Genomic DNA, 20,749 nt, shown 5'->3' with positions numbered 1-20,749 from the left:
CGCAGCATGCAAAATACCCTAACCTACATTTTTCTATTCCCACTGCTCATTGCAATGGTGATGCTTTTCATCCCATCAGAGCGATGGAGAGTGTTCAGGCGGCTATCATTTGCCGCTATCTCCATTCAGTTGATTTTGTCAGTTTTATTAGCACTTAGTTTTGATAAAGAATTAAACGCTAAAAGCTGGGCAGGAATGTTTCAGTTTGTAGAGCAGGTCAATTGGATCAATATGGATCTGGGTTCTGTGGGTTCCATCCAAATCCAGTACTTTTTAGGCGTAGATGGTATCAGTATGCCACTGCTAGTGCTTTCATCTTTTGTGCTGTTGATTGGGGTGATTTCATCCTGGAACATTCAGGAGAAAGCAAAAGGATATTTTATTCTCTATCTGATTCTTAGCTCCAGCATTGTCGGATGTTTTATTGCGTTAGATTTCTTCCTGTTCTATCTCTGCTTTGAGTTTATGCTTCTGCCTATGTTTTTCCTTATTGGAATCTGGGGAGGAGCAAGAAGGTCGTATGCTTCCATCAAATTTTTCCTTTACACACTATTAGGCTCGTTGTTCATTCTAGTGGTAATGATTGGGCTATATCTAAGTGTGGTGGATGGTGATGTAAACACCTTCAGTTTAGTTAAAATGATGGATGGTGCTTATGAATCAGGATCCATTCTGGATCCGTCATCTCCTGAGCTGATCTTTGGATACTCAGCTAGAGTACTCGCATTCATTTTTCTCATCATCGGGTTTGGAATCAAGCTACCTGCTGTGCCTGTACACACCTGGCTGCCAGATGCACACGTGGAAGCCCCCACACCCATATCGGTAGTGCTTGCAGGGCTTTTATTGAAGGTTGGAGCATATGGACTGCTCAGAATCGCATACGGTATCTTCCCGGATATAGCGATTGTCTATTCCGGATTTGTTGCGGTTGTCGGTGTGCTCTCCATCATTTATGGTGGAATGAACGCACTGGCACAAAGAGATTTGAAACGGATGGTGGCCTACTCATCAGTTTCCCACATGGGTTTTGTTCTGGTCGGGTTGGCTTCTCTGACCTCAGTCGGATTTTCCGGATCATTGTTTCACATGGTTTCCCATGGATTGATCTCTCCTGCATTATTCTTGATAGCCGGAGTGATCTATGATCGAACAGGAAACAGACAAATGGAGAATTTCAGTGGCCTGGCTTCCAAAATGCCGGTTTATACTTTCTTTATGGCGATCTTCTTTTTTGCAGGGCTTGGGTTACCCGGACTATCGGGATTTGTTGGGGAACTGATGGTGTTGATGGGAGCTTTTGGGAGTTCGCACTTCTCATTGTGGATCGGGATTCTGGCAACCTCCGGCATAGCAATTTCAGCAGCCTATTTTCTCTGGACCATTCAGCGCATGTTTTATGGAAAATACTTCGTTAGGGAGTCGACATGGGAGCCAAACATGTTGGATTTAACAGCCAGAGAGAAATTCATGCTGATCCCGTTGACGGTTCTGGTTATTGTGTTGGGCGTTTACCCACGTTTGATGCTGGACTACTCCAATGAAACCATCGAATTTTTCATTCAGCAGATAAGCCGTTTCTATCCATGAACTTAAATGATCAGCTAAATGGAATACTGAATGATCTCCAGGGTGTCTGGACGGAATCGATTCTTATCGTTGGAGCCATATTCATTCTCATAGTCGGTCTCCTCGATTCCAATAAATGGTTATTGAAAAGTTGCTTTCTGGGCGTTTTGCTTCTTACAGTGTATCTCAACTCCCTCAATGAGTCGACAGGGCTACTTATTGAGAACAGCCTTCACATCAAACCATCTGCATTGCAGTTTGGATCACTGTTTATATGGGTTGGAATATTACTTCTCAGCTATCAGCGATCAGCTAAACACCTGGTAGAATTCTGTTTTTTTATTCTGGCTCTGTTGGCCGGTAGTTTGTTTATGATGAAAGCCAATAGCTTATTGATCGTGTACCTTTCAATTGAGCTGGCATCATTTGCTTCCTATATCCTCACAAACTTCTCATTCAAAAAACCGGGCTTTGAAGCTGGTATCAAATACTTGCTATTTGGTGCAATAAGTTCTGCATTCATGCTTTTTGGCATAGGAATTATTTATGGGACCACTGGCACTTTTTTCATCTCAGACTGGGGTATCGCTACATTCCAGGACCTGTTTTCACAGGTAGGATTCGTGTTTTTGCTTCTTGGAATTTTCTTTAAGATATCTCTTGTACCCTCTCATATCTGGGTACCGGCAACCTATCAGGCGGCACCTGCTGATGCCACAGCATTTATGTCAATAGTGCCTAAACTGGCTGGTTTGGTCTTGCTGAAAAATCTTTTTGACGCAAACCTATTCGTGGCAGATCATTGGATATATGCATTGGTTTTGATGTTGGGGATACTAACGATACTATTCGGAACACTGGGGGCTCTTCGGCAGCAAAATGCACGAAGGATGATCAGCTTTGGCGCTATTGCTCATTCGGGGTTTCTTCTCCCTTTTGCATTGCTAGCTACTGATTTATCAGCAAGCAGTTTTTGGTACTATGCAGTGACGTATTCCATTATGAACCTTGCCGTATTCTATTTGCTCGATGTTTATGAAAAGAAGGATATTCATAATGTGTCTGATTATGCTAAAACAAAGCATGCTACCTGGTTAGGTGCTGCGTTTACCTTGATATTGATTTCGCTGGTTGGGATACCCCCACTTGCTGGCTTTACAGCAAAGTTTTTCCTTTTCACCACCTTGTGGGAAGGCTATCAGGGACTAGCAAATGGCTATTTACTGTGGTATTTGACAATTGCTGTGCTAGCTACAGTAGCTTCTTTGTTCTTTTATCTACAGCTTCCCAAGCAGATTTTTCTGGGTCAGTCGCAGGACACTCAGTCTATCAAATTCAAATTCTCAACGAAAATTTTGGCAACTCTTTTCTGTATTGTGTTGTTATTGTTGTTCTTTGCACCTCAGCTGGTAATGGAAGCGAAACAATTGCTTAACAACGTCCATGAGTGACCCGATTAAACACGAATGTGGCATAGCCCACCTCCGCCTCAGGAAACCCCTCCAATATTATATTGACAAATACGGCACGCCTGCATATGCAGCCAAAAAGATGTACCTGCTTATGAAAAAGCAGAGTAATCGGGGGCAGGACGGTGTTGGTATTGCAAGTATCAAAATTGATTTACCTCCAGGGCTAAGATACATTTCTCGATATCGCACGATTAATTCCAATCCAATTGAAGAGATATTTGGGAAGATCAGCAAGAAGTATTTAAAGGCAAAAAAAGATCCAAGTGGAGAAGTTTCTAATGCCCAATGGCTAAAAGAAAATTATGCGTTCACCGGGGAATCATGGCTGGGTCACCTCAGATATGGGACACACGGAAAAAATAGTATAGAAAATTGTCATCCGTTTCTAAGACAAAATAACTGGAGAAGCCGTAACCTGGTTATGGCGGGCAACTTCAACATGACCAACGTAGAAGAGCTGTTTAACATTCTGGTTGGTCTGGGACAGTTCCCTAAGGATAAGGTGGATACGGTGACGGTAATGGAAAAAATCGGCCACTTTCTGGATGAGGAAAACCAACGCATTTTCGATAAATACAAGGATGAACTGACCAATGAAGAAATTACCTACAAGATAGAAGAGGAGATTGATCTGCAGCGTGTGTTACACCGCTCTTGTCGGGATTTTGATGGTGGATATGCAATGGCAGGAATCATCGGATATGGAGCATCTTTCGTGGCAAGAGATCCGGCTGGAATACGTCCGGCCTATTATTACGCGGATGATGAAGTGGTTGTCGTCACTTCTGAAAAGCAAGCCATTAAAACTGCCTTTGGTTGTGAGTATTCGGATATACAGGAAATTCATCCGGGACATGCACTTATCATTTCCAAAAATGGCGATTATGAACAGAAGCAATTCATTGAGCCAATAGAGAGGAAATCGTGCTCATTCGAGCGAATCTACTTCTCCCGGGGAACGGACCCGGATATCTATCAGGAACGAAAAAAACTTGGAGAATTATTGGTGCCTCAGGTGCTGAAGTCTATCAACTTTGATCTGAAAAACACGGTTTTCTCATATATTCCAAACACGGCTGAAACATCCTTCCTGGGTCTTATGAGAGGAATGGAGCAATACCTCATTGCCAAGCGAAAGGAGGTCATTATGGATGGAAAGCCATCGGCGGATTCCATCGAGGAGATGCTCAACTTCCAACCCCGCGTAGAGAAGCTGGTATTGAAAGATGCGAAGCTGCGAACATTCATTACAGATGACAAGGGGAGAGACGAGCTGGTATCTCATGTGTATGATACTACCTATGAGGTGATAAATAAACATACGGATACACTGGTAGTCATCGATGATAGTATTGTAAGGGGGACAACCCTTGAAAAGAGCATACTTACCCTTCTGGACCGATTAGAGCCAAAGAAAATCGTCATCGTTTCCTCAGCCCCTCAGATTCGATTCCCGGACTGTTATGGAATAGATATGAGCAAGATGAAGGAGTTTCTTGCCTTTAGAGCGGTACTTGCTCTACTGAAAGAGCATGATAAAGAGGAACTTTTGGATATTGTATTTGATAAATGTCTGACCAGCCAATCTGATCCTAATCCTGTAAATCATGTGAATGAGCTTTATCATGAATTCACGGATGAGCAGATTTCTCAGAAGATCACTGAGATCGTGCAACCGAAGGGAATGAAAGCGGAAGTAGAGGTTGTGTATCAGACAGTCGAAAATCTTCATAAGGCATGTCCTAATCACCTGGGGGACTGGTACTTTACAGGTAACTACCCAACACCGGGAGGCAACCGGGTGGTGAACAAAGCTTTCATTAATTTCATGAAAGGAATCGAAGTTCGCGCCTATTAGCGAAACAATTTTGCCTTTAAATCACTTTATAGTGGTATGAAGGTAAGCGAAAAAGAGATTCTTTTTATTTACGATTCTTCGGACATGCAACAACGCGAGGGGCTGGCCTATGTGAAATCTCTAAGGCATTATGAGGTAAAAGAGATTGATGTTCAAAAAGACAAGGTGACACAGCTTCAGCTAAGTAATCTTGCTAGGCGACTAGATGTATCGATCAAAGCACTAATGCGAACAGACAATGAGTCCCATTTCAGCGATGTGATGGATTTAGACGGACATGATTTTCTGGATTATTTGTCATCTAACTTGTATATGCTTAAGACCCCAATTGTCGTTTATCCTGATCATGCAAAATTTATAGGGTCACAATACGAGTTAATTAAGGAAGACGGTATAAACAGTATGTCCAATGTGCAAACTTCCAGAACAATTAAGCAACGGGAGCAGGGATAATCATTCCAACTGAACCGGCTGCTCAGTACCATATTTTTGTATCATCCACTTTTCCCCGTACACAGATCCGTAAGTGATTTCTATTTCAGGAAAGTCAATACGAGTAGTATCCCCCCCTGAAAACCAGGACCAAAGGATATAAGAGTTTAATGAGTCTTCGTGAACTTGAACAAGGTTTATTGAATTACCTGCTGGAATCAATCTTCCTTTACTAATATTGGAATATCCCAACCTGGTTAATGAATCCTCTTTTTTTATAACTTCATCAACAAAATCTGCTGGATCCATTTTATATATGCTGTCCTTGTAAATCAGTTTCACATCCTCAATGAAAGCAGGGCCGATTCCGTTATTAATCAGGATTAAACGGTAGGCATCATTGTTTCTGGCATTCCAGATTTCAAGATACGGAAGGACCGATGCATACTGCTGTTTCCGGAAAATATTTGTTTGATAGATGATGGTAAATAGCGTACCCAGTGAGGCTACAATAGCTACAATGCTAACCCACCGATCAGAAGACCATTTTTTCATGCAGCTAAAATAGCCACATCGTAGAATATGTTATACGGAAAAGCTCTCGCCGCACCCACAGGTTCGGGATGCATTTGGGTTTACAAACTGAAATCCTTTTCCATTTAATCCATCGGAGAAATCAAGAGTCGTACCCAGGAGGTAAAGCAGACTCTTTTTATCAACGAGTATTTTTACGCCTTTGTCTTCAAATACTTCATCTGAATCCTGGATTTCGGGATCAAAAGACAGATCGTACATAAGTCCCGAACATCCGCCTCCTTTCACTGAAACTCTAATATTATGATCCAATGATTTACCCTCTTTTCCTAGTAGGGTCACAATCTCTTCTCTAGCTTTGTCTGTCACATTTATCATCAGGCCACCGGGTTTAATACAATACTGAAAACGGTAATATTATTCATGTCTCTACCATAATATAGCTTATCCATAGCATCATACATGTTCTTTGCTCGGAAATAAGAAGTCTGCAGTTCATTCATGCCCTTTGTCATCCATTGGATAGTAAATGAACTCTCCTTGTCTTTATGCGTGCGAACGTAATCAAGCATCTTGTGCAAGACATCTGTTTTATCAAAGCCGCTAATCGACTTAAACAGAAATGATTGATTGTGCCGTGGGTTAATAGTGATCAAATCCAGTTTGATCTTCCCCTCAGCATTCGAAAATTCGAAAATCACCTCATCACTCCTCAGTCCGAGGAAGTTCTTTATCTCATTCTGAATCTTTGCAGACTCTACGTGTATGTCTGGTCGTAGCTCCATTTCCTTTAATTAATCGGTAAACTTTTCAGATCGACTGAAAGTTCCTGCATTTTTGCAAACTTACTTAATTGATCTAGTTTATGTGGAAAAACGTTGAGCATATTGGCATAGCAGTCAAAGACTTAAGCAATTCAAACAAGCTGTTTGAAACACTTTTTAACAAGTCGTCTTACAAAGAAGAGGAGGTTGAGTCGGAGGAGGTGACCACCTCGTTCTTCCAACTTGGAGAAACCAAGATAGAGCTGCTGGAAGGAGGAAGTGATAGCGCTATTGCCAAATTCATAGAAAAGAAGGGTGAGGGTATTCATCACATCGCGTTTGAAGTTGAAGACATATATGCAGAAATGGAACGGTTGAGGAATGAAGGATTTCAAATCCTGAATGAAGAACCCAAACGAGGAGCAGACAATAAGCTGGTTTGCTTTGTCCACCCCAAAACAGCCAATGGCGTATTGGTAGAGTTATGTCAGGAAATTAGGTGATAATAATTAGTCTGTCATGCTGACGAAGGAAGCATCTCTGAATATTTAGTAGATCCTTCCCTGCACTCAGGATGACACATTTATAAGATAACATGAGCGACGAAAAAAGAACAGAAATAGGTGAGATTGGCGAATTTGGCTTAATTGACCGAATCGCTGAAAAGTTTGAGCCGAAAAACGAAAAAACAGTTAAAGGTATTGGTGACGATACTGCCGTTTTTGATTTAGGTGATAAATACTTGCTCACTACTACGGACATGCTTTTAGAGGGAGTACACTTTGATTTATCATATATGCCTTTGCCTCACTTAGGCTACAAAGCAGTAGCAGTGAATATCTCTGACATTGCAGCGATGAACGGCACTCCAACGCAAATCACAGTCAATCTGGGACTCAGCAATCGCTTCTCGGTTGAAGCAGTAGAGGCGATCTATGAAGGAGTGAAAGCAGCCTGTGATGAATATAATGTGGATTTGGTTGGAGGTGACACCACGTCTTCTGCGTCCGGTCTGGTTATTTCAGTAACAGCGCTTGGCGAAGTGCAAAGAGACAATATCGTGTACCGCAATGGAGCAATGGAAAACGATATCCTGTGTGTGACGGGTGATTTGGGAGGTGCATTTGTTGGGCTGCAGGTGCTGGAGAGGGAGAAACAGGAATACCTGGCCAATCCGGATATGCAACCACAACTAACGAAATATGAATATGTGGTAGGTAGGCAGCTACGGCCCAAGGCTCGAATGGATATCATTCATGAATTCAAAGATCTGGGCATTCGACCTACATCCATGATCGATGTATCTGACGGACTGGCATCTGAAGCTTTTCACTTGTGTAAACAATCCGGTTTGGGAGTGGCGATCTATGAAGATAAACTTCCGATCGAAAAGGAAGCATTTGAAACCGCAGCGGAATTTAGTATCGATCCAAACTCATGTGCAATGAACGGGGGAGAGGATTATGAGCTTCTTTTCACGATTGGGCAAGATGATTTTGAGAAAATCAAAAACCATGCGGATATCCATACGATTGGGTATATGCAGGCCAAGTCTAAAGGCAAGACGTTTGTTACCAGAAGCCAGAATGTGGTGGAACTACAAGCGCAAGGCTGGAGGCATTTCTAAAAAAAAATACCCCTAAATAGGTATTGTCATTAAGGCCCTAATCATGGATTTTACACTTGAATCAATTTATAAATTTTAAGTGATGAAAAAACTCTATGTAATTTTTTTGGCTGCAATCGTGGCAGCATGTGGCAGTGACGATGGCGGTACCGATCCTTTTTCTGATATTCCTTCTGGAGAAATTGTGTCTGTTGATGAAAGGGACTTTGTACTTACAGGCGAAGATGCTTCCGGAAGAACCGCACAAACGTATAAGTGGTGGAAGCAGGATGTAAGCAAAATTGATTTTAGCTCAGAAGAGTGTGGTGATGATGAAGACTTATCACAAACTGACGTTTATTATGCATTCACATCCTCCGGGGATATACGGGTAAGACAAGGTTCTTCTGGTGATGGTTATGTCGCCAGAACATGGGCATGGTCCTCTTCGGCAAAAGACGCAATCAATATAGATGGCGAGACAAGTGTTGATTTTGAATTAAGGGCTCTGAATAATTCTGAACTTATTTACGCTTCATATCAATCTGCGCAAGGCTGCTCATTGGTTACTTGGGAAAGATTCATTCAGTAATTAAATGTTTTGGGAATGCTGAGCTTTTCGTATGAAAAGCTCACATTTTGTTTTCTTCCCGCGAAATAAAAATGCTTTTCCACGATAGACTCTCCATTCTTTTTTCTTTTTATTAAAGGCTAATCTAAAAGGATACTTTTTTAGGCGAATGTTAAAGTTCATATAATGGCTGTAGTGACTAAACGCAAAATTCTAAATGCCCTATTTCAATTTCTTGCACAATTAGTTACAAAACTTGCATAAAAAAAGGCCGCCCGATTGCTCGGAACGGCCCATCACCTAATCACTAACTACTATTACTTACTCGCTACTAAGCTTATACTTAAGTCGAAATTGTCATAAATTGTTTTGTCACCCAGGTTGTCAAAGAAACTACCTGATCCATATCGCACGTCAAATTTTGATCGGTCAATGGTGATATCTGCTGATGCAGTGATCTTACCATCCTTTTCGTTTACGTCTGCGGTAAACTGAATCTCTTCCGTGTTTTCTTTGATCGTGATGTTGCCAATGATTTTATATTTTCCTGGTCCCTGCGGCACTGCCTTCGTGATCACGAAAGTGGCTGTTGGGTATTTCTCTACTCCAAAGAAATCACTGGATTTAAGGTGTCCTTCCAGCTTTCCTTTCATTTCACCGCTCAGGTCTCTGTTCTCAATGGTAGTCATGTCGATTGTGAATATCCCTCCGACTAACTGTCCATCTTCCATCTCCAATCTTCCGCCTTTCAGCGTAATCACTCCATTGTGCTGACCAGTTACTTTTCTACCAGTCCACTCGACAATACTCTCTTCTACGTTTACGCTATACTTTTCTTTTGCCTCACCACTTAGTAATGCAGCTAGAATGATAAATGTTTTAATCATTGTTTTTTTTGTTAAGTCTTCGTTGTTTCAAATTAAATGTATATACATATAATGTACAAGCGTACAACGAGAAGAGTTCAAAATTGTTCCATAATTTTGAAGAAAATTTGAAAGTAATGATAGAGGTAGGAAAAACGCTGGTTTCTGATGATGTGATAGCTGAGCAGTTTGTATGTGATTTGACGAAATGTAAAGGAGCCTGCTGTGTGGAGGGAGACCTGGGAGCTCCATTGCTAAAGGAGGAATTGCCTGAGATTGAAAAGGTGATCGAGCTGGTAAAGCCCTACCTGACCAAAGAAGCCATTGAGGTATTGGAAAAGGAGGGAGGCTACCTCCTGGATGAGGATGGAGACTATTCTACCACTACGATCAATGGAAAAGAATGTGCATTTGCGTTTTACGATAATGCAGGTATACTCAAATGCAGTATCGAGCAGGCACATAAAGAAGGTAAAACTGACTGGAAAAAGCCAATCTCGTGCCACCTCTATCCGATACGTGTAGCGAAGCTTCCGGACTTTGAAGCACTCAACTACGACCGTTGGCAGATCTGCTCACCAGCCTGTGATCTCGGCAAAGAATTAAAAGTACCTGTATATAAATTTCTTAAAGACGCCCTTATCCGAAAGTTTGGAGAAGACTGGTATGCTGAGTTGATGGAGAAAGTTGAGAGGTAAGTAATGCACCAACCCAAGTCTTAGGAAGCATCCATCCTCTCTACTTTTGAGGGAGGATAAAAAATAGTCTCGGCAATATGCTGAGACTATAATTAGTTTCAGTCGATCGGCTGCACAAGCAGCAGCATACACTCCATTGCAACTATTTAGATAGAAGATTTAGTTAAACCCCAAGGTCAAATGGACACATTGGCTCTGGCTGAGAATAAATTATCCACGATGAAGTAAGTAAAAAGCACAATCCCACCAATCATAATTAGTGAAATTCCGAATGGCCATGCGGTAAAATGAAACGCAATGCCAGAGAGTAAAAATCCTGCTCCAATGAATCCAATGACCGTTTTCAGTCGGTCACGGGTGGACTTAGTATAAGAAAATCGATCAAATATTACTTGTGTACCAAATCCAAACACACCTATAAAGGCTCCCAAAAACATGAGTAATGGTCCACCTTTTAGGAGGCTTACTTCCAGGAAAAATGCAACTACCATGATAACTAATGAAATTACTCCGGTAACTAGTGTTCTCTTTTTCATAATCATATGATTTTTTGTTAATAATAGAGTTTCAGCTTCAATGGCTCTTATTTGGTTAATCTCAAATGCTTCAAATACTTGTTCTTCAGCTACTTTGTAAGGGATGCCTTGGCTCAATCTCTCTTCAACCATGCAACAGACGTGATCAAATAAATCAATAAAAAGGGATTGATTGCTTAGTTCAGCTTCTTCTAGCTTTCTTTCAAGGCTGTCCAAATATTCTCGATTCATGATGTAATTTGGAGTGAAGGTTTAGGATTTAAGAACGCTGTAAGCGTCTTCATGAAATCAAGTAGCTCACTTCTCTTAGTTTCTGAGCTCTCTTTACCATCCGTCGTTAGTGAATAGTATTTTCTGGTTCGATTTCCTACGCTTTCCCTTGTGACTACTACTAACCCGTCTTTTTCTAGTTTGTGTAAAATAGGGTAAAGTGCTCCCTCTGTTAAAATGATTTTCTCCCTGGTTCGCTCTTTCACTACTTTGCTAAGTTCGTAACCATACATTCTGTCATTTTCACTGAGAAGTTGGAGAATGATTGTTTTTAATGTTCCTCTTATGAGCTCATTGGAATACATACCTAAAAATCTTATGCATAACAATATTAGGTATATTTTTTAAAAATTCCAATTCTATGGAGTTTTAAGGGGGCTGATAATGTTTAAGAATGAGTATTTGTTGGGGTTCTTACCTGAGCCCCAACAAGTAAAAGATAATGGCAGCAGTGGTTGGTTTGATGAAAGTGGAGAATCAATTGAAAAGCAGTAGTCTTCGATCCCCGATCCGCCTCAGAGTCACTCCTGGGTAGGAGAGCGGGATAGCGGACTCAGAGGAATACAACAGTAATTAACAAAGCCTCAGAGTACTCTGTGAGTAACTCTGAGGGGAAAGCACTTATTTAGAAAGTATTCCAAATCGTTCTCCCATCAAAAGATGCTTGTAAGAGCTGCCATCTTCTTTCATCGGTGCATCTAAAGTGAATTGAACACCTTCCTGAAAGATCAGGATAAAGTCAGATCCGCCGAATGCAAAATGTCCAAGCATGTCACCTTTCTTAACTTTCGTCCCCGGAACCACATTTGATTCGAAGTTTACTGATCCAACAACCACCATGCCTATAGGTAGTAGTGCGACAAGTCCATAATTTTCAGTTTCAAGGATGACACATCCTCTGGTTTCAACAGTCTGCCAACCGGTTTTGGCAGTAGGGTTAAAAGCGTATCTATTATTTTCTTTATCCCACCATAGCTCACCTCCTGTGGGATTGATTCCCTGAATGATACGAGCTTCTTTTATAGTCCCACCTAGAGGGAAATGATACCGGTGATAGTCATTGACATTCAGAAAAGAATGAGTGAATGTTCCGTTGGCAAAGGCATCTTTGTACTTGCTATCTTCACCTATCAGATTTGAAATGGATTTAAGTGTAGCAGATTTTACCAAAACCCCATCCTTATCTACAAGCATGGAGCTGCTATCAATCGCCCAAACCCCTTGGGGTTCAGAATCAGCAAATGAGGCTACTATGGAGTCTGCCTCAGGATCAGCGATAGGACGCTCATTCGGAGATTTAAGGTAGCGAGCAAAGAAGTCATTGAACGTTTTCCAATTGGATGGATCTTCATACCAGCCATTTTGTAATCCGAAATTCGGATCATTGAGAGCCATTTGGTAATACGATTCATTCCACGAATCTTCTGTATCGAGATAGCTACCCCATGATTTACTGAATGTGACCAGCCATTCAGCAAATGGACCATAGTATTGTAAGGAGTTATTCACTAATCCTTTTCCTTCCAACTCTGGTAGTGGTTGATCGATCAGGAAATAAAAGGCACACAGTCCCTGAAAGATATGATCAAAAATTTCCGGGTACTCCTCTTTTTTAAGTAAAGCCCATGGTACTGTTGTTTCTGCCCACGAGACAAAACGATAATATTCTTCAAGGTTTTGTGCAGGGTTGGTATTTGGATCTGAGTTAATTGCTTTGGCTTTAGCTAAAGATGATTCAACAAGTCCTTTCAATTCAACGTCAGTATCTAAAAGTGCAATAAGTTCTTGAGTGGCTTCCCCATATTGAATTTCTTCATCCGGAGCTGTACAAGAGAAAGTAATGGTAATAAAGAGAATAACCGAAAGTAAGAAGCGTAGCGATCTCATGTTTATAGGATTGGTAATAACTCTAAAGATAGCTAAGATCAAATATAATGTGAGGTTTCGTTTTGCGCATAATTATCAAGTATCAACCCAGAGTTGAGATGCTTTAGATTCGCTATCGCAGATTTAATAAAACAAAAACCCCTCACCGTTTCCGATAAGGGGTTTCAATTTCACAACAGTAATTAACAAAGCCTCAGAGTTCTCTGTGAGTAACTCTGAGGGGAAAGCAACTATTCCTTGAGAAATATTTGGGGTTTAAGAACTCTCCACCTTACTATTTCTTTGTTGGTTTACCCTCTTTAGCTATTTCAAGATGCATCCATGTAAAAGGAGCAGAGTGAATTAATTACCTATTCTTAATGTATCGCCTCTGACAAAGTTTTCATCATTGTATGTTACTGACATACCATTTCCTGTAGCAGCATTTACCTCAAATCGTTTAATCTTATTTTCATGATATTCTAAATAATCTGAGAATAATAATTCTTGTAATCCGTCTTTTGAAATATAAATATTGGTTAGCACATTGTTTTTAAATTGCCAGGTACCTCTTACAGCTACAATGTGGAATATCGAGTCAGTTGGGTGTTGTAGCGAATATGAATAGCTGTGTGAGGGAATAGATTCATTTACTAGCTCCAATGAAATTTCACCTGTATCGAAGTTTGTTGCAATTATTTCGATCCCTGAAGACATTCTATTCAATTCTATATTTATAACATCTCCATTACTTAATTCGTCAAACGAAATAGTTGTGTCAGCAGCATATGCATCAAGTTCTGGAAAGCTAGTATGTTGAACGGATGAACTATCGTTTGTTGTATAAATAACTCCACTTGAACTGTAAGTACCTACGTTATGAGGAGGTTGTGAAAATTCATTAGCTATTGGTATATATTGGCCATTAAACTTAACTGTATTGTTGACTTGCTCCATACCATATCCTGTCCCTTTCTTATACGAGTGCACGTAGAAGGTGTAAGTGCCCTCAGAAATATCCAGACTGATTTCTGTTACTGAAGGAAAGAAAATCCCATCTGCATACATACTACCATCTTTATGTATCATAATTGCTGTGACAGCATTATCTGAGTTATCAGTTATTCGACCTTGATTAAAATCAGAATCGATGACATCCACATATCCAGACAGGTTTATTTTTATGGTTTTAAAGGTGTCAATTTTTTTTTCGTCTTGATCATGTCCGCATGAAATGATTATTAAAGCGGTCAAGGTTAGTGATAAAAGTGATTTCATTAGCTTCTTAAAAATTGATTAGGTTAAGATAGGGTTGTTTGATTATTAATCTTTATATAGTTCTTCTAATCCCTGCAACAGAAAATATTCCTTCCAAATATAATACTAAAAAACCCCTCACCGTTTCCGATGAGGGGTTTCAATTTCTAAGAGAACTTAATGTCTATTTCAGCACACTAAAATCCCAAGTATCCAAATACTTCGTAGTAAATTGACCGGATTTAAACGCCTCATCATCCATCATCTTCAGATGGAAAGGTATGGTCGTTTTTATTCCTTCAATCACGGTCTCTTCCAGCGCTCGCTTCATCTTAATAATTGCTTCTTCCCTGGTTTGAGCACTCACAATCAGTTTACCAATCATTGAGTCGTAGAATGGAGGGATCACATAGCCTGCATAAACGTGGCTATCTATACGCACCCCATGTCCACCAGGGAAGTGCAAGTTCGTGATCTTACCCGGACTAGGACGGAACCCATTTGCAGGATCTTCCGCATTGATCCGCACCTCTATGGAGTGCAGCTGCGGATAGTAGTTGCGCCCGGATATTGGCTCACCAGCCGCTACTTTGATCTGCTCTTTGATCAGGTCATAATCGGTCACTTCTTCCGTGATCGGGTGTTCTACCTGGATACGCGTATTCATTTCCATGAAGTAGAAGTCACCATGCTTATCCACAAGGAACTCTACCGTACCGGCACCTTCATATTTGATCGCTTCTGCACCTTTGATCGCTGCAGCTCCCATCTTCTCCCGTAGCTCTTGCGTTACGATAGGGGAAGGGGTCTCCTCGATCAGTTTCTGGTGTCTTCGCTGGATGGAACAGTCTCTTTCAGAAAGGTGACAAGCTTTTCCTCTACTGTCACCCACGATCTGAATCTCTACGTGACGTGGCTCTTCCACGAATTTCTCCATGTACATGCCATCGTTTCCAAACGAAGCAGCAGCTTCCTGGCGGGCACTATCCCATGCTTTCTTGAATTCGCTTTCCTCTTTGATGAGTCGCATTCCCTTACCACCACCACCGGCAGTCGCTTTGATCATCACCGGGTAGCCTATTTCTTTCGCAAGGCTCATTCCCTGCTCAGCAGACTCAAGCAACCCTTCAGATCCGGGAACAACCGGAACACCAGCAGCAATCATGGTTGCCTTGGCAGTCGCTTTGTCTCCCATTTTGCTGATCATTTCCTCACTTGCACCGATAAACTTAATGTTGTTCTCGGCACACACTCTGGAGAATTCAGCATTCTCAGATAGGAACCCATATCCCGGGTGGATGGCGTCAGCATTTGTTACCTCAGCTGCAGCAATAATATTTGGAATTTTCAGGTAAGAATCCTTTCCTGCAGCAGGACCGATACACACCGCCTCGTCAGCGAAGCGAACATGCAAACTATCAGCGTCAGCTTTGGAGTATACAGCCACCGTTTTGATACCCATCTCCTTACACGTACGAATGATGCGCAAGGCGATTTCACCACGGTTGGCAATCAATATCTTGTTAAACATAAGCAGCTATGTTTTAAGATGGATCAACTAAGAAAAGTGGCTGATCGTATTCTACCGGTTGCGCATTGTCAACCAATACCTTTACGATTTTACCAGACACTTCTGATTCAATTTCATTGAATAGCTTCATCGCTTCGATGATGCAGACCGGATCCCCTGCTTTTACTGAGCTTCCAACCTCTACAAACGAAGGAGACTCAGGGTTTGGTGACCGATAGAACGTACCGATCATCGGAGATTTAATTTCCACAAGGTTGCTATCACCAGCAGGAGCTTCTCCACCACCGTCTGCAGCAGGAGCAGGAGCTGCCTGAGGAGCAGGTGCAGCAGGAGCAGGAGCCGGGGCTGCCGCAGGAGCAGATGCTATTACATGCTGCTCTGCACTTCGCTTGATGCTTACCTTAAAATTGTCTGTTTCAATATTTACTTCTTCCAGTCCTGACTCGGAGAGGAAATTGATCAATTCTTGAATTTCTTTCGCCTTCATAGGTTAATTGTTGATTAAAAAATCTTAAGAACTAAGGTAATTAATTTCTTTCAGGGAAGCAGGTAATTATTTCACCCGTTCCACATAAGTTCCATCCACGGTGTTTACTTTAATTACTTCATCCTGTTCGATGAACATCGGTACCTGGATGGTTGCACCTGTTTCCACCACCGCATTCTTGGTGGCGTTGGTTGCTGTATTGCCTTTCACACCCGGATCAGCCTGAGTAACCGTCATGACTACATGCTGTGGAAGTTCGCAACCCAGAATTTTCTCTTCTTCGGCATGGAAGAGAATTTCTACTTCCTGCCCGTCCTTTAAAAACTTAGGAGCGTTGATCAGGTCTTCTTCGATGGCAACCTGCTCGTAAGTGTTCGTATCCATAAAGTGATAGCCCATATCATCCTTATAGAGGAACTGGTAAGGCCTACGCTCCACACGTGCAGTAGTGATTTTATGTCCGGCAGAAAAGGTATTATCTACCACTTTGCCGGTTCTTATGCTTTTTAGTTTGGTACGTACAAAAGCAGGGCCTTTGCCAGGCTTTACATGTTGAAACTCCACTACACTGTACAGATCGTGGTTAAACTCTATCACCAATCCGTTTTTGATGTCTGACGTAGTTGCCATGAATATTTAGCTTAGTTAGTTGATTACTTTGGATCGTATGCCCACTTCACCCAAATGGACCCCCATGTAAACCCACCACCAAAGGCAGCAAGAATCAGGTTGTCTCCTTTTTTGAGTTTGCTTTCATAATCCCACAAACATAGTGGAATGGTACCACTTGTTGTATTGCCATACTCAGCGATGTTGAGCATTACTTTTTCTTCTCCAACACCCATTCTATTGGCCGTTGCATCGATGATTCGTTTATTGGCCTGATGAGGAACAAGATACGCTACGTCATCTGCAGTCAGGTTATTTCGTTCCATCACCTGCGCTGCTACGTCTGCCATATTCTTCACAGCAAACTTGAATACGGTAGAGCCTTCCTGATAGGCAAAGTGCTCCCTGTTCTTCACTGTTTCTTCTGAAGCAGGGCGTCTGCTACCTCCAGCCTTCATGTGTAGGTAAGGTTCGCCAGAGCCGTCAGATTTCAGGATGGAATCTTTGATGCCAAAGTCCTCTTCAGTTGGTTCCAGCATCACAGCACCAGCTCCATCACCGAAGATGATGCAGGTCGCCCGGTCGGTGTAATCTACAATGGAAGACATCTTGTCTGCTCCAATGACTACTACCTTCTTGTATTTGCCGGTCTCAATGAATTGAGAGCCTGTGGCCAATGCATAAAGGAAACCGGAACAGGCAGCCTGAATGTCATAGCCAAAGGAGTTTACCGCTCCTACTTTATTTGCTATGATATTAGCTGTGGCCGGAAAAACTAAATCCGGAGTAGTCGTCGCACAAATAATGAGATCGATCTCCTCCGGATTGGTATTGGTTTTTTTCAGTAGTCCCTCCAGGGCCTTTACAGCCATGACAGAGGTGCCCTGATTTTCACCTTTTAAAATATGTCTTCGTTTGATGCCCGTTCTTGTGGTGATCCACTCATCGTTGGTGTCCACCATCTTCTCAAGATCCTTATTCGTGATTACGTCCTCAGGTACGTACCCTTGAACGCCGGTAATCGCTGCGTGAATGTTAGGCATCTGAACTTAGCTTAAGCTAGTACTTCTTTTTCCATCACTACTTTACCCTTGTAGTAAAGTTTGCCTTCGTGCCAGAAGGCTCTGTGTGGAAGGTGTGCCTCGCCTGTAGTCGGACAAATCACAAAGCTCTTTGGAGTTGCTTTGTAGTGCGTTCTTCTCTTGTCTCTTCTGGTTTTGGAAATTTTTCGTTTTGGATGCGCCATCTTCTTTCTCTATCTAAATGTTTCTTATTTCAATTTCTTTAGGGCTTCCCATCGTGGGTCTGTGCTTTCTTCCTGTGATTGCTCGTCAGCGTCAGAGGTATAAATTACCTCGTCATCTTCTGAGTCGTCCTGAAATTTAGGATGAAGTTTTTTCATCGGTACTTCCAGGCTGATGGATTCATACAAAAACGTTGAAATGTTGATTTCCTGCTCTCCCTTTAGGATAACAAAAACATCTTCACTTAGCTCTTTCTCCTCATCCCCATACTTGTAGATAATTTCTTTTTCTACTGCGATCGGGTAGTCGAAGAGCTCCAGACTTCTGTCACATTCCAGCTCAATGGTCCCTTTGATCGTAAGATCGACGGTGATCATTGCGTCTGTTTTTGTCAAAACCACATCACAAGTGCCTTTGCCCTTGCTTACCAGGCTGTTTTCGAAATGTGAAAAGAAATCGTCATCAAACGTGAAATTAAAGTCGTGAGTGCTGTTACTCAGTCCAAAAATTTCAATCTTATACGCTTTCAAATCCTTCATTTCCGTCCACTTCCCGGTAAAGACCCGCAAATTTAGATAGAATCCAAGTACTAGAAAAGGTTATTAACTACTTTTCATCATCACTTTCAAAGTGGTTCTCTTTTCGCTGACGGATGACGTCATTGGCCAGGTAGAGCGCATTGCGGAAAGAGGTCTCATCGGCTTCTCCTTTCCCTGCTATCGCAAAGGCGGTCCCATGATCCGGGGAGGTGCGGACAAACGGTAATCCGGCCGTGTAATTAACCCCTTCTTCGAAAGCCATGGTTTTAAAAGGAATGAGCCCCTGATCGTGATACATAGCTAGAACCCCATCGTATTGTTTATAGGACCGCATGCCAAAGAATCCATCGGCAGGGAAAGGGCCTGCCACAATGTTATGTCCCTTTTTCACTTCGTCGATTGCAGGAACAATCACCTTTTCTTCTTCATCTCCTAATAGCCCGTTTTCTCCTGCATGAGGATTAAGACCTAACACGGCCACCCTGGGTTTCTTTATACCGAAATCTTTTTGCAGTGACTTGATCATCTTTTGAAGTTTCGTGACAATCTTTTCCTTGGTCACTTTATCACTCACATCCTTTAAAGGGATATGACCTGTCACTACTCCTACGCGAAGTGCATCATGTACCAAAAACATGAGGCTGTCGGATTCTCCGGCTTCCTGGGTGAGGTACTCCGTATGTCCAGGAAATTTAAAATCATCTGATTGCACCAGGTCTTTGGCCAATGGTGCGGTAACGATAGCATCAATCTTTTCTTCTTTCAGATCTGCTACGGCTTTTTGAAGAGATAGCACCGCATACTTGCCTCCGGTTTCGTTCGCTTGCCCAGGGTTGATTTCGATCGTTTCATCCCAGACATTCAGTACGTTCACTTTTTTATGAGCCACCTTGTCAATACTGGATATCTGCTGATAGTTAAAGCTTTCTTTATCCAGCCCTTTTCGATAATAAGAGATCACTTTGCCTGAACCGTAGATGACAGGCGTGAATTGCTTCAGGATGCGATTGTCCTCTAAAGATTTAATAATCACCTCCGGTCCAATGCCATTGATGTCTCCGATGGTGATTCCTATGACAGGTTTATTTTTTTTGCGTGATGATTCACCCATTTACAGTGTACTTTTATCAAGCTCTATAATTAGTCTTACTTTGCCTACTGAAAAAGATACCTGAATTTGCCGGATTTATTCCGGCATCTTCCAGTTTTGGAAATTCCCGGCACAGGGTCGGGAAACTTAACAAAGTAAAATTGGAGTGGAATTTACTAACGTAGGATAAGTTGGCAAGCGTAAAACCAAAAAAACATTTAGGTCAGCATTTTTTGAAGGATGAAAACATCGCTTTGAAGATTGTTGAGGCGTTGAAGAACGAGAGTAACCTGCCTGTTCTGGAAATTGGTCCAGGGACCGGCGTGCTAACGAAATACCTGCTGGAAAAGCCGGAAATTGATTTTTATGCATTGGATGTCGATTCAGAATCTATCGAATACTTAAAGTCAATATACCCTACACATGCGGATCGCTTTCTCTTTCAGGACTACCTGAAATATGACGTACCATTCGATCGATTTAATGTGATTGGAAATTTTCCTTACAACATTTCTTCGCAGCTGTTTTTCAAAATCTGGGATGATCGTGATCAGGTTGAGGAGGTTGTTTGTATGATCCAAAAAGAAGTGGGTGATCGAATTTGTGCAAGCCATGGAAATAAGACTTATGGCATCCTTAGTGTCTTGCTTCAGGCATTTTACGATATCGACTACCTTTTCAAGGTGCCTCCCGGAGTTTTCAATCCTCCTCCCAAAGTGCAATCGGCCGTAATCCGTTTGAAACGCAATGACACCAAACAGTTATCATGTGACGAGAAGTTGTTTAAACGTGTGGTGAAGTCTGGTTTTGGGAAGCGCCGAAAGACCTTGCGCAACGCCCTAAAAGACCTAAATTTGTCGGATGCTGTAAAAGCTCTTCCGGTCATGGATCAGAGGGCGGAGCAGTTGTCCGTTCAAGAATTTATCTCGCTTACAGAAAAAATCGCCTAA

The 20,749-nt window shown here is 41.9% G+C and carries 24 protein-coding genes; 9 read left to right on the top strand and 15 right to left on the bottom strand.

Annotated features, from left to right (window positions below; genetic code table 11):
• The first annotated feature begins 6 nt into the window (after positions 1-6).
• Genes ACXAH9_RS16430 through ACXAH9_RS16415 form a run of 4 tightly spaced genes read left to right on the top strand, consistent with a single transcriptional unit; the run spans position 7 to position 5,352 of the window.
• Positions 7-1,590, top strand: coding sequence for a complex I subunit 4 family protein (locus ACXAH9_RS16430; protein ID WP_474895937.1), 1,584 nt, complete (start codon positions 7-9; stop codon positions 1,588-1,590).
• Positions 1,587-3,020 carry an NADH-quinone oxidoreductase subunit N gene (locus ACXAH9_RS16425; protein WP_474895936.1) on the top strand — a complete coding sequence of 478 codons (1,434 nt, stop codon included), beginning with the start codon at positions 1,587-1,589 and terminating at the stop codon, positions 3,018-3,020. Before ACXAH9_RS16430 ends, ACXAH9_RS16425 begins: the two co-directional genes overlap by 4 nt.
• Positions 3,013-4,899 (top strand): amidophosphoribosyltransferase, encoded by a 1,887-nt coding sequence (locus ACXAH9_RS16420; RefSeq protein ID WP_474895935.1) that lies wholly within the window; start codon positions 3,013-3,015, stop codon positions 4,897-4,899. The genes ACXAH9_RS16425 and ACXAH9_RS16420 overlap by 8 nt, the downstream gene beginning before the upstream one ends.
• A 36-nt stretch (positions 4,900-4,935) precedes the next feature.
• A complete protein-coding gene (locus tag ACXAH9_RS16415) occupies positions 4,936-5,352 on the top strand; it encodes an arsenate reductase family protein (protein WP_474895934.1) in 417 nt (138 codons plus the stop codon).
• On the opposite strand, the gene ACXAH9_RS16410 is transcribed toward ACXAH9_RS16415, so the two are convergent.
• Genes ACXAH9_RS16410 through ACXAH9_RS16400 form a run of 3 tightly spaced genes read right to left on the bottom strand, consistent with a single transcriptional unit; the run spans position 5,353 to position 6,650 of the window.
• Positions 5,353-5,886 (bottom strand): hypothetical protein, encoded by a 534-nt coding sequence (locus ACXAH9_RS16410; protein WP_474895933.1) that lies wholly within the window; start codon positions 5,884-5,886, stop codon positions 5,353-5,355.
• Between the two features lie 30 nt (positions 5,887-5,916).
• Positions 5,917-6,243, bottom strand: coding sequence for a HesB/IscA family protein (locus ACXAH9_RS16405; RefSeq protein ID WP_474895932.1), 327 nt, complete (start codon positions 6,241-6,243; stop codon positions 5,917-5,919).
• The gene (locus ACXAH9_RS16400; RefSeq protein ID WP_474895931.1) at positions 6,243-6,650 is read right to left on the bottom strand and encodes a hypothetical protein; all 408 of its coding nucleotides are present in this window, start codon (positions 6,648-6,650) and stop codon (positions 6,243-6,245) included. The genes ACXAH9_RS16405 and ACXAH9_RS16400 overlap by 1 nt, the downstream gene beginning before the upstream one ends.
• An 80-nt stretch (positions 6,651-6,730) precedes the next feature.
• Between ACXAH9_RS16400 and mce the strand changes: the two genes are divergently transcribed.
• From mce to ACXAH9_RS16385, 3 genes are all read left to right on the top strand, one after another.
• A complete protein-coding gene (mce, locus tag ACXAH9_RS16395) occupies positions 6,731-7,132 on the top strand; it encodes a methylmalonyl-CoA epimerase (protein WP_474895930.1) in 402 nt (133 codons plus the stop codon).
• 92 nt (positions 7,133-7,224) lie between these two features.
• Positions 7,225-8,256 carry a thiamine-phosphate kinase gene (thiL, locus tag ACXAH9_RS16390; RefSeq protein ID WP_474895929.1) on the top strand — a complete coding sequence of 344 codons (1,032 nt, stop codon included), beginning with the start codon at positions 7,225-7,227 and terminating at the stop codon, positions 8,254-8,256.
• 82 nt (positions 8,257-8,338) lie between these two features.
• A complete protein-coding gene (locus ACXAH9_RS16385; protein WP_474895928.1) occupies positions 8,339-8,827 on the top strand; it encodes a hypothetical protein in 489 nt (162 codons plus the stop codon).
• A 296-nt stretch (positions 8,828-9,123) separates the two neighbouring features.
• Here ACXAH9_RS16385 and ACXAH9_RS16380 read toward each other — a convergent pair whose 3' ends face one another.
• Entirely contained in the window at positions 9,124-9,693 is a 570-nt protein-coding gene (locus ACXAH9_RS16380; RefSeq protein WP_474895927.1) for a YceI family protein, read from the bottom strand.
• Between the two features lie 116 nt (positions 9,694-9,809).
• Here ACXAH9_RS16380 and ACXAH9_RS16375 point away from each other — a divergent pair, with 116 nt between their 5' ends.
• On the top strand, positions 9,810-10,370 hold the full coding sequence (locus ACXAH9_RS16375; RefSeq protein ID WP_474895926.1) for a DUF3109 family protein: 561 nt from the start codon (positions 9,810-9,812) through the stop codon (positions 10,368-10,370).
• A gap of 176 nt (positions 10,371-10,546) precedes the next feature.
• Here the strand turns inward: ACXAH9_RS16375 and ACXAH9_RS16370 are convergent, their stop codons facing one another.
• From ACXAH9_RS16370 to pdxA, 11 genes are all read right to left on the bottom strand, one after another.
• The gene (locus ACXAH9_RS16370) at positions 10,547-11,137 is read right to left on the bottom strand and encodes a hypothetical protein (protein WP_474895925.1); all 591 of its coding nucleotides are present in this window, start codon (positions 11,135-11,137) and stop codon (positions 10,547-10,549) included.
• A complete protein-coding gene (locus tag ACXAH9_RS16365) occupies positions 11,134-11,481 on the bottom strand; it encodes a PadR family transcriptional regulator (protein ID WP_474895924.1) in 348 nt (115 codons plus the stop codon). Before ACXAH9_RS16365 ends, ACXAH9_RS16370 begins: the two co-directional genes overlap by 4 nt.
• Before the next feature lie 316 nt (positions 11,482-11,797).
• A complete protein-coding gene (locus ACXAH9_RS16360; protein WP_474895923.1) occupies positions 11,798-13,063 on the bottom strand; it encodes a phosphatidylserine decarboxylase in 1,266 nt (421 codons plus the stop codon).
• Between the two features lie 342 nt (positions 13,064-13,405).
• A complete protein-coding gene (locus ACXAH9_RS16355; RefSeq protein WP_474895922.1) occupies positions 13,406-14,296 on the bottom strand; it encodes a hypothetical protein in 891 nt (296 codons plus the stop codon).
• Between the two features lie 187 nt (positions 14,297-14,483).
• Complete coding sequence (gene accC / locus ACXAH9_RS16350; protein ID WP_474895921.1) at positions 14,484-15,830, bottom strand: acetyl-CoA carboxylase biotin carboxylase subunit; 1,347 nt, start codon at positions 15,828-15,830, stop codon at positions 14,484-14,486.
• A 13-nt stretch (positions 15,831-15,843) separates the two neighbouring features.
• The gene (accB, locus tag ACXAH9_RS16345; RefSeq protein ID WP_474895920.1) at positions 15,844-16,317 is read right to left on the bottom strand and encodes an acetyl-CoA carboxylase biotin carboxyl carrier protein; all 474 of its coding nucleotides are present in this window, start codon (positions 16,315-16,317) and stop codon (positions 15,844-15,846) included.
• Positions 16,318-16,383: 66 nt separating this feature from the next.
• A complete protein-coding gene (gene efp, locus ACXAH9_RS16340) occupies positions 16,384-16,947 on the bottom strand; it encodes an elongation factor P (protein WP_474895919.1) in 564 nt (187 codons plus the stop codon).
• 23 nt (positions 16,948-16,970) lie between these two features.
• Complete coding sequence (locus ACXAH9_RS16335) at positions 16,971-17,969, bottom strand: beta-ketoacyl-ACP synthase III (protein WP_474895918.1); 999 nt, start codon at positions 17,967-17,969, stop codon at positions 16,971-16,973.
• A gap of 11 nt (positions 17,970-17,980) precedes the next feature.
• Positions 17,981-18,172: a 50S ribosomal protein L32 gene (gene rpmF, locus ACXAH9_RS16330; protein WP_089356102.1), complete on the bottom strand. Its 192-nt coding sequence runs from the start codon at positions 18,170-18,172 to the stop codon at positions 17,981-17,983.
• A 24-nt stretch (positions 18,173-18,196) separates the two neighbouring features.
• Positions 18,197-18,739, bottom strand: a complete 543-nt coding sequence (locus tag ACXAH9_RS16325) for a YceD family protein (protein WP_474895917.1) — start codon at positions 18,737-18,739, stop codon at positions 18,197-18,199.
• 37 nt (positions 18,740-18,776) lie between these two features.
• On the bottom strand, positions 18,777-19,820 hold the full coding sequence (pdxA, locus tag ACXAH9_RS16320) for a 4-hydroxythreonine-4-phosphate dehydrogenase PdxA (RefSeq protein ID WP_474895916.1): 1,044 nt from the start codon (positions 19,818-19,820) through the stop codon (positions 18,777-18,779).
• Positions 19,821-19,990: 170 nt separating this feature from the next.
• On the opposite strand from pdxA, the gene rsmA reads away from it, so the two are divergent.
• A complete protein-coding gene (gene rsmA / locus ACXAH9_RS16315; protein ID WP_474895915.1) occupies positions 19,991-20,749 on the top strand; it encodes a 16S rRNA (adenine(1518)-N(6)/adenine(1519)-N(6))-dimethyltransferase RsmA in 759 nt (252 codons plus the stop codon).

It is taken from the genome of Ekhidna sp. ABH4_415, assembly GCF_056161305.1.
Note: the sequence above shows the minus strand (reverse complement) of the source record. Positions and strands in the feature narration are given on the sequence as shown.

What these genes read in the sequence shown, in the direction of transcription:
- ACXAH9_RS16430 (WP_474895937.1), top strand. Translation starts at nt 7, where the DNA reads ATGCAAAATACCCTAACCTACATTTTTCTATTCCCACTGCTCATTGCA.
- ACXAH9_RS16425 (WP_474895936.1), top strand. Translation starts at nt 1,587, where the DNA reads ATGAACTTAAATGATCAGCTAAATGGAATACTGAATGATCTCCAGGGT.
- ACXAH9_RS16420 (WP_474895935.1), top strand. Translation starts at nt 3,013, where the DNA reads ATGAGTGACCCGATTAAACACGAATGTGGCATAGCCCACCTCCGCCTC.
- ACXAH9_RS16415 (WP_474895934.1), top strand. Translation starts at nt 4,936, where the DNA reads ATGAAGGTAAGCGAAAAAGAGATTCTTTTTATTTACGATTCTTCGGAC.
- ACXAH9_RS16410 (WP_474895933.1), bottom strand. Translation starts at nt 5,886, where the DNA reads ATGAAAAAATGGTCTTCTGATCGGTGGGTTAGCATTGTAGCTATTGTA.
- ACXAH9_RS16405 (WP_474895932.1), bottom strand. Translation starts at nt 6,243, where the DNA reads ATGATAAATGTGACAGACAAAGCTAGAGAAGAGATTGTGACCCTACTA.
- ACXAH9_RS16400 (WP_474895931.1), bottom strand. Translation starts at nt 6,650, where the DNA reads ATGGAGCTACGACCAGACATACACGTAGAGTCTGCAAAGATTCAGAAT.
- mce (WP_474895930.1), top strand. Translation starts at nt 6,731, where the DNA reads ATGTGGAAAAACGTTGAGCATATTGGCATAGCAGTCAAAGACTTAAGC.
- thiL (WP_474895929.1), top strand. Translation starts at nt 7,225, where the DNA reads ATGAGCGACGAAAAAAGAACAGAAATAGGTGAGATTGGCGAATTTGGC.
- ACXAH9_RS16385 (WP_474895928.1), top strand. Translation starts at nt 8,339, where the DNA reads ATGAAAAAACTCTATGTAATTTTTTTGGCTGCAATCGTGGCAGCATGT.
- ACXAH9_RS16380 (WP_474895927.1), bottom strand. Translation starts at nt 9,693, where the DNA reads ATGATTAAAACATTTATCATTCTAGCTGCATTACTAAGTGGTGAGGCA.
- ACXAH9_RS16375 (WP_474895926.1), top strand. Translation starts at nt 9,810, where the DNA reads ATGATAGAGGTAGGAAAAACGCTGGTTTCTGATGATGTGATAGCTGAG.
- ACXAH9_RS16370 (WP_474895925.1), bottom strand. Translation starts at nt 11,137, where the DNA reads ATGAATCGAGAATATTTGGACAGCCTTGAAAGAAAGCTAGAAGAAGCT.
- ACXAH9_RS16365 (WP_474895924.1), bottom strand. Translation starts at nt 11,481, where the DNA reads ATGTATTCCAATGAGCTCATAAGAGGAACATTAAAAACAATCATTCTC.
- ACXAH9_RS16360 (WP_474895923.1), bottom strand. Translation starts at nt 13,063, where the DNA reads ATGAGATCGCTACGCTTCTTACTTTCGGTTATTCTCTTTATTACCATT.
- accC (WP_474895921.1), bottom strand. Translation starts at nt 15,830, where the DNA reads ATGTTTAACAAGATATTGATTGCCAACCGTGGTGAAATCGCCTTGCGC.
- accB (WP_474895920.1), bottom strand. Translation starts at nt 16,317, where the DNA reads ATGAAGGCGAAAGAAATTCAAGAATTGATCAATTTCCTCTCCGAGTCA.
- efp (WP_474895919.1), bottom strand. Translation starts at nt 16,947, where the DNA reads ATGGCAACTACGTCAGACATCAAAAACGGATTGGTGATAGAGTTTAAC.
- ACXAH9_RS16335 (WP_474895918.1), bottom strand. Translation starts at nt 17,969, where the DNA reads ATGCCTAACATTCACGCAGCGATTACCGGCGTTCAAGGGTACGTACCT.
- rpmF (WP_089356102.1), bottom strand. Translation starts at nt 18,172, where the DNA reads ATGGCGCATCCAAAACGAAAAATTTCCAAAACCAGAAGAGACAAGAGA.
- pdxA (WP_474895916.1), bottom strand. Translation starts at nt 19,820, where the DNA reads ATGGGTGAATCATCACGCAAAAAAAATAAACCTGTCATAGGAATCACC.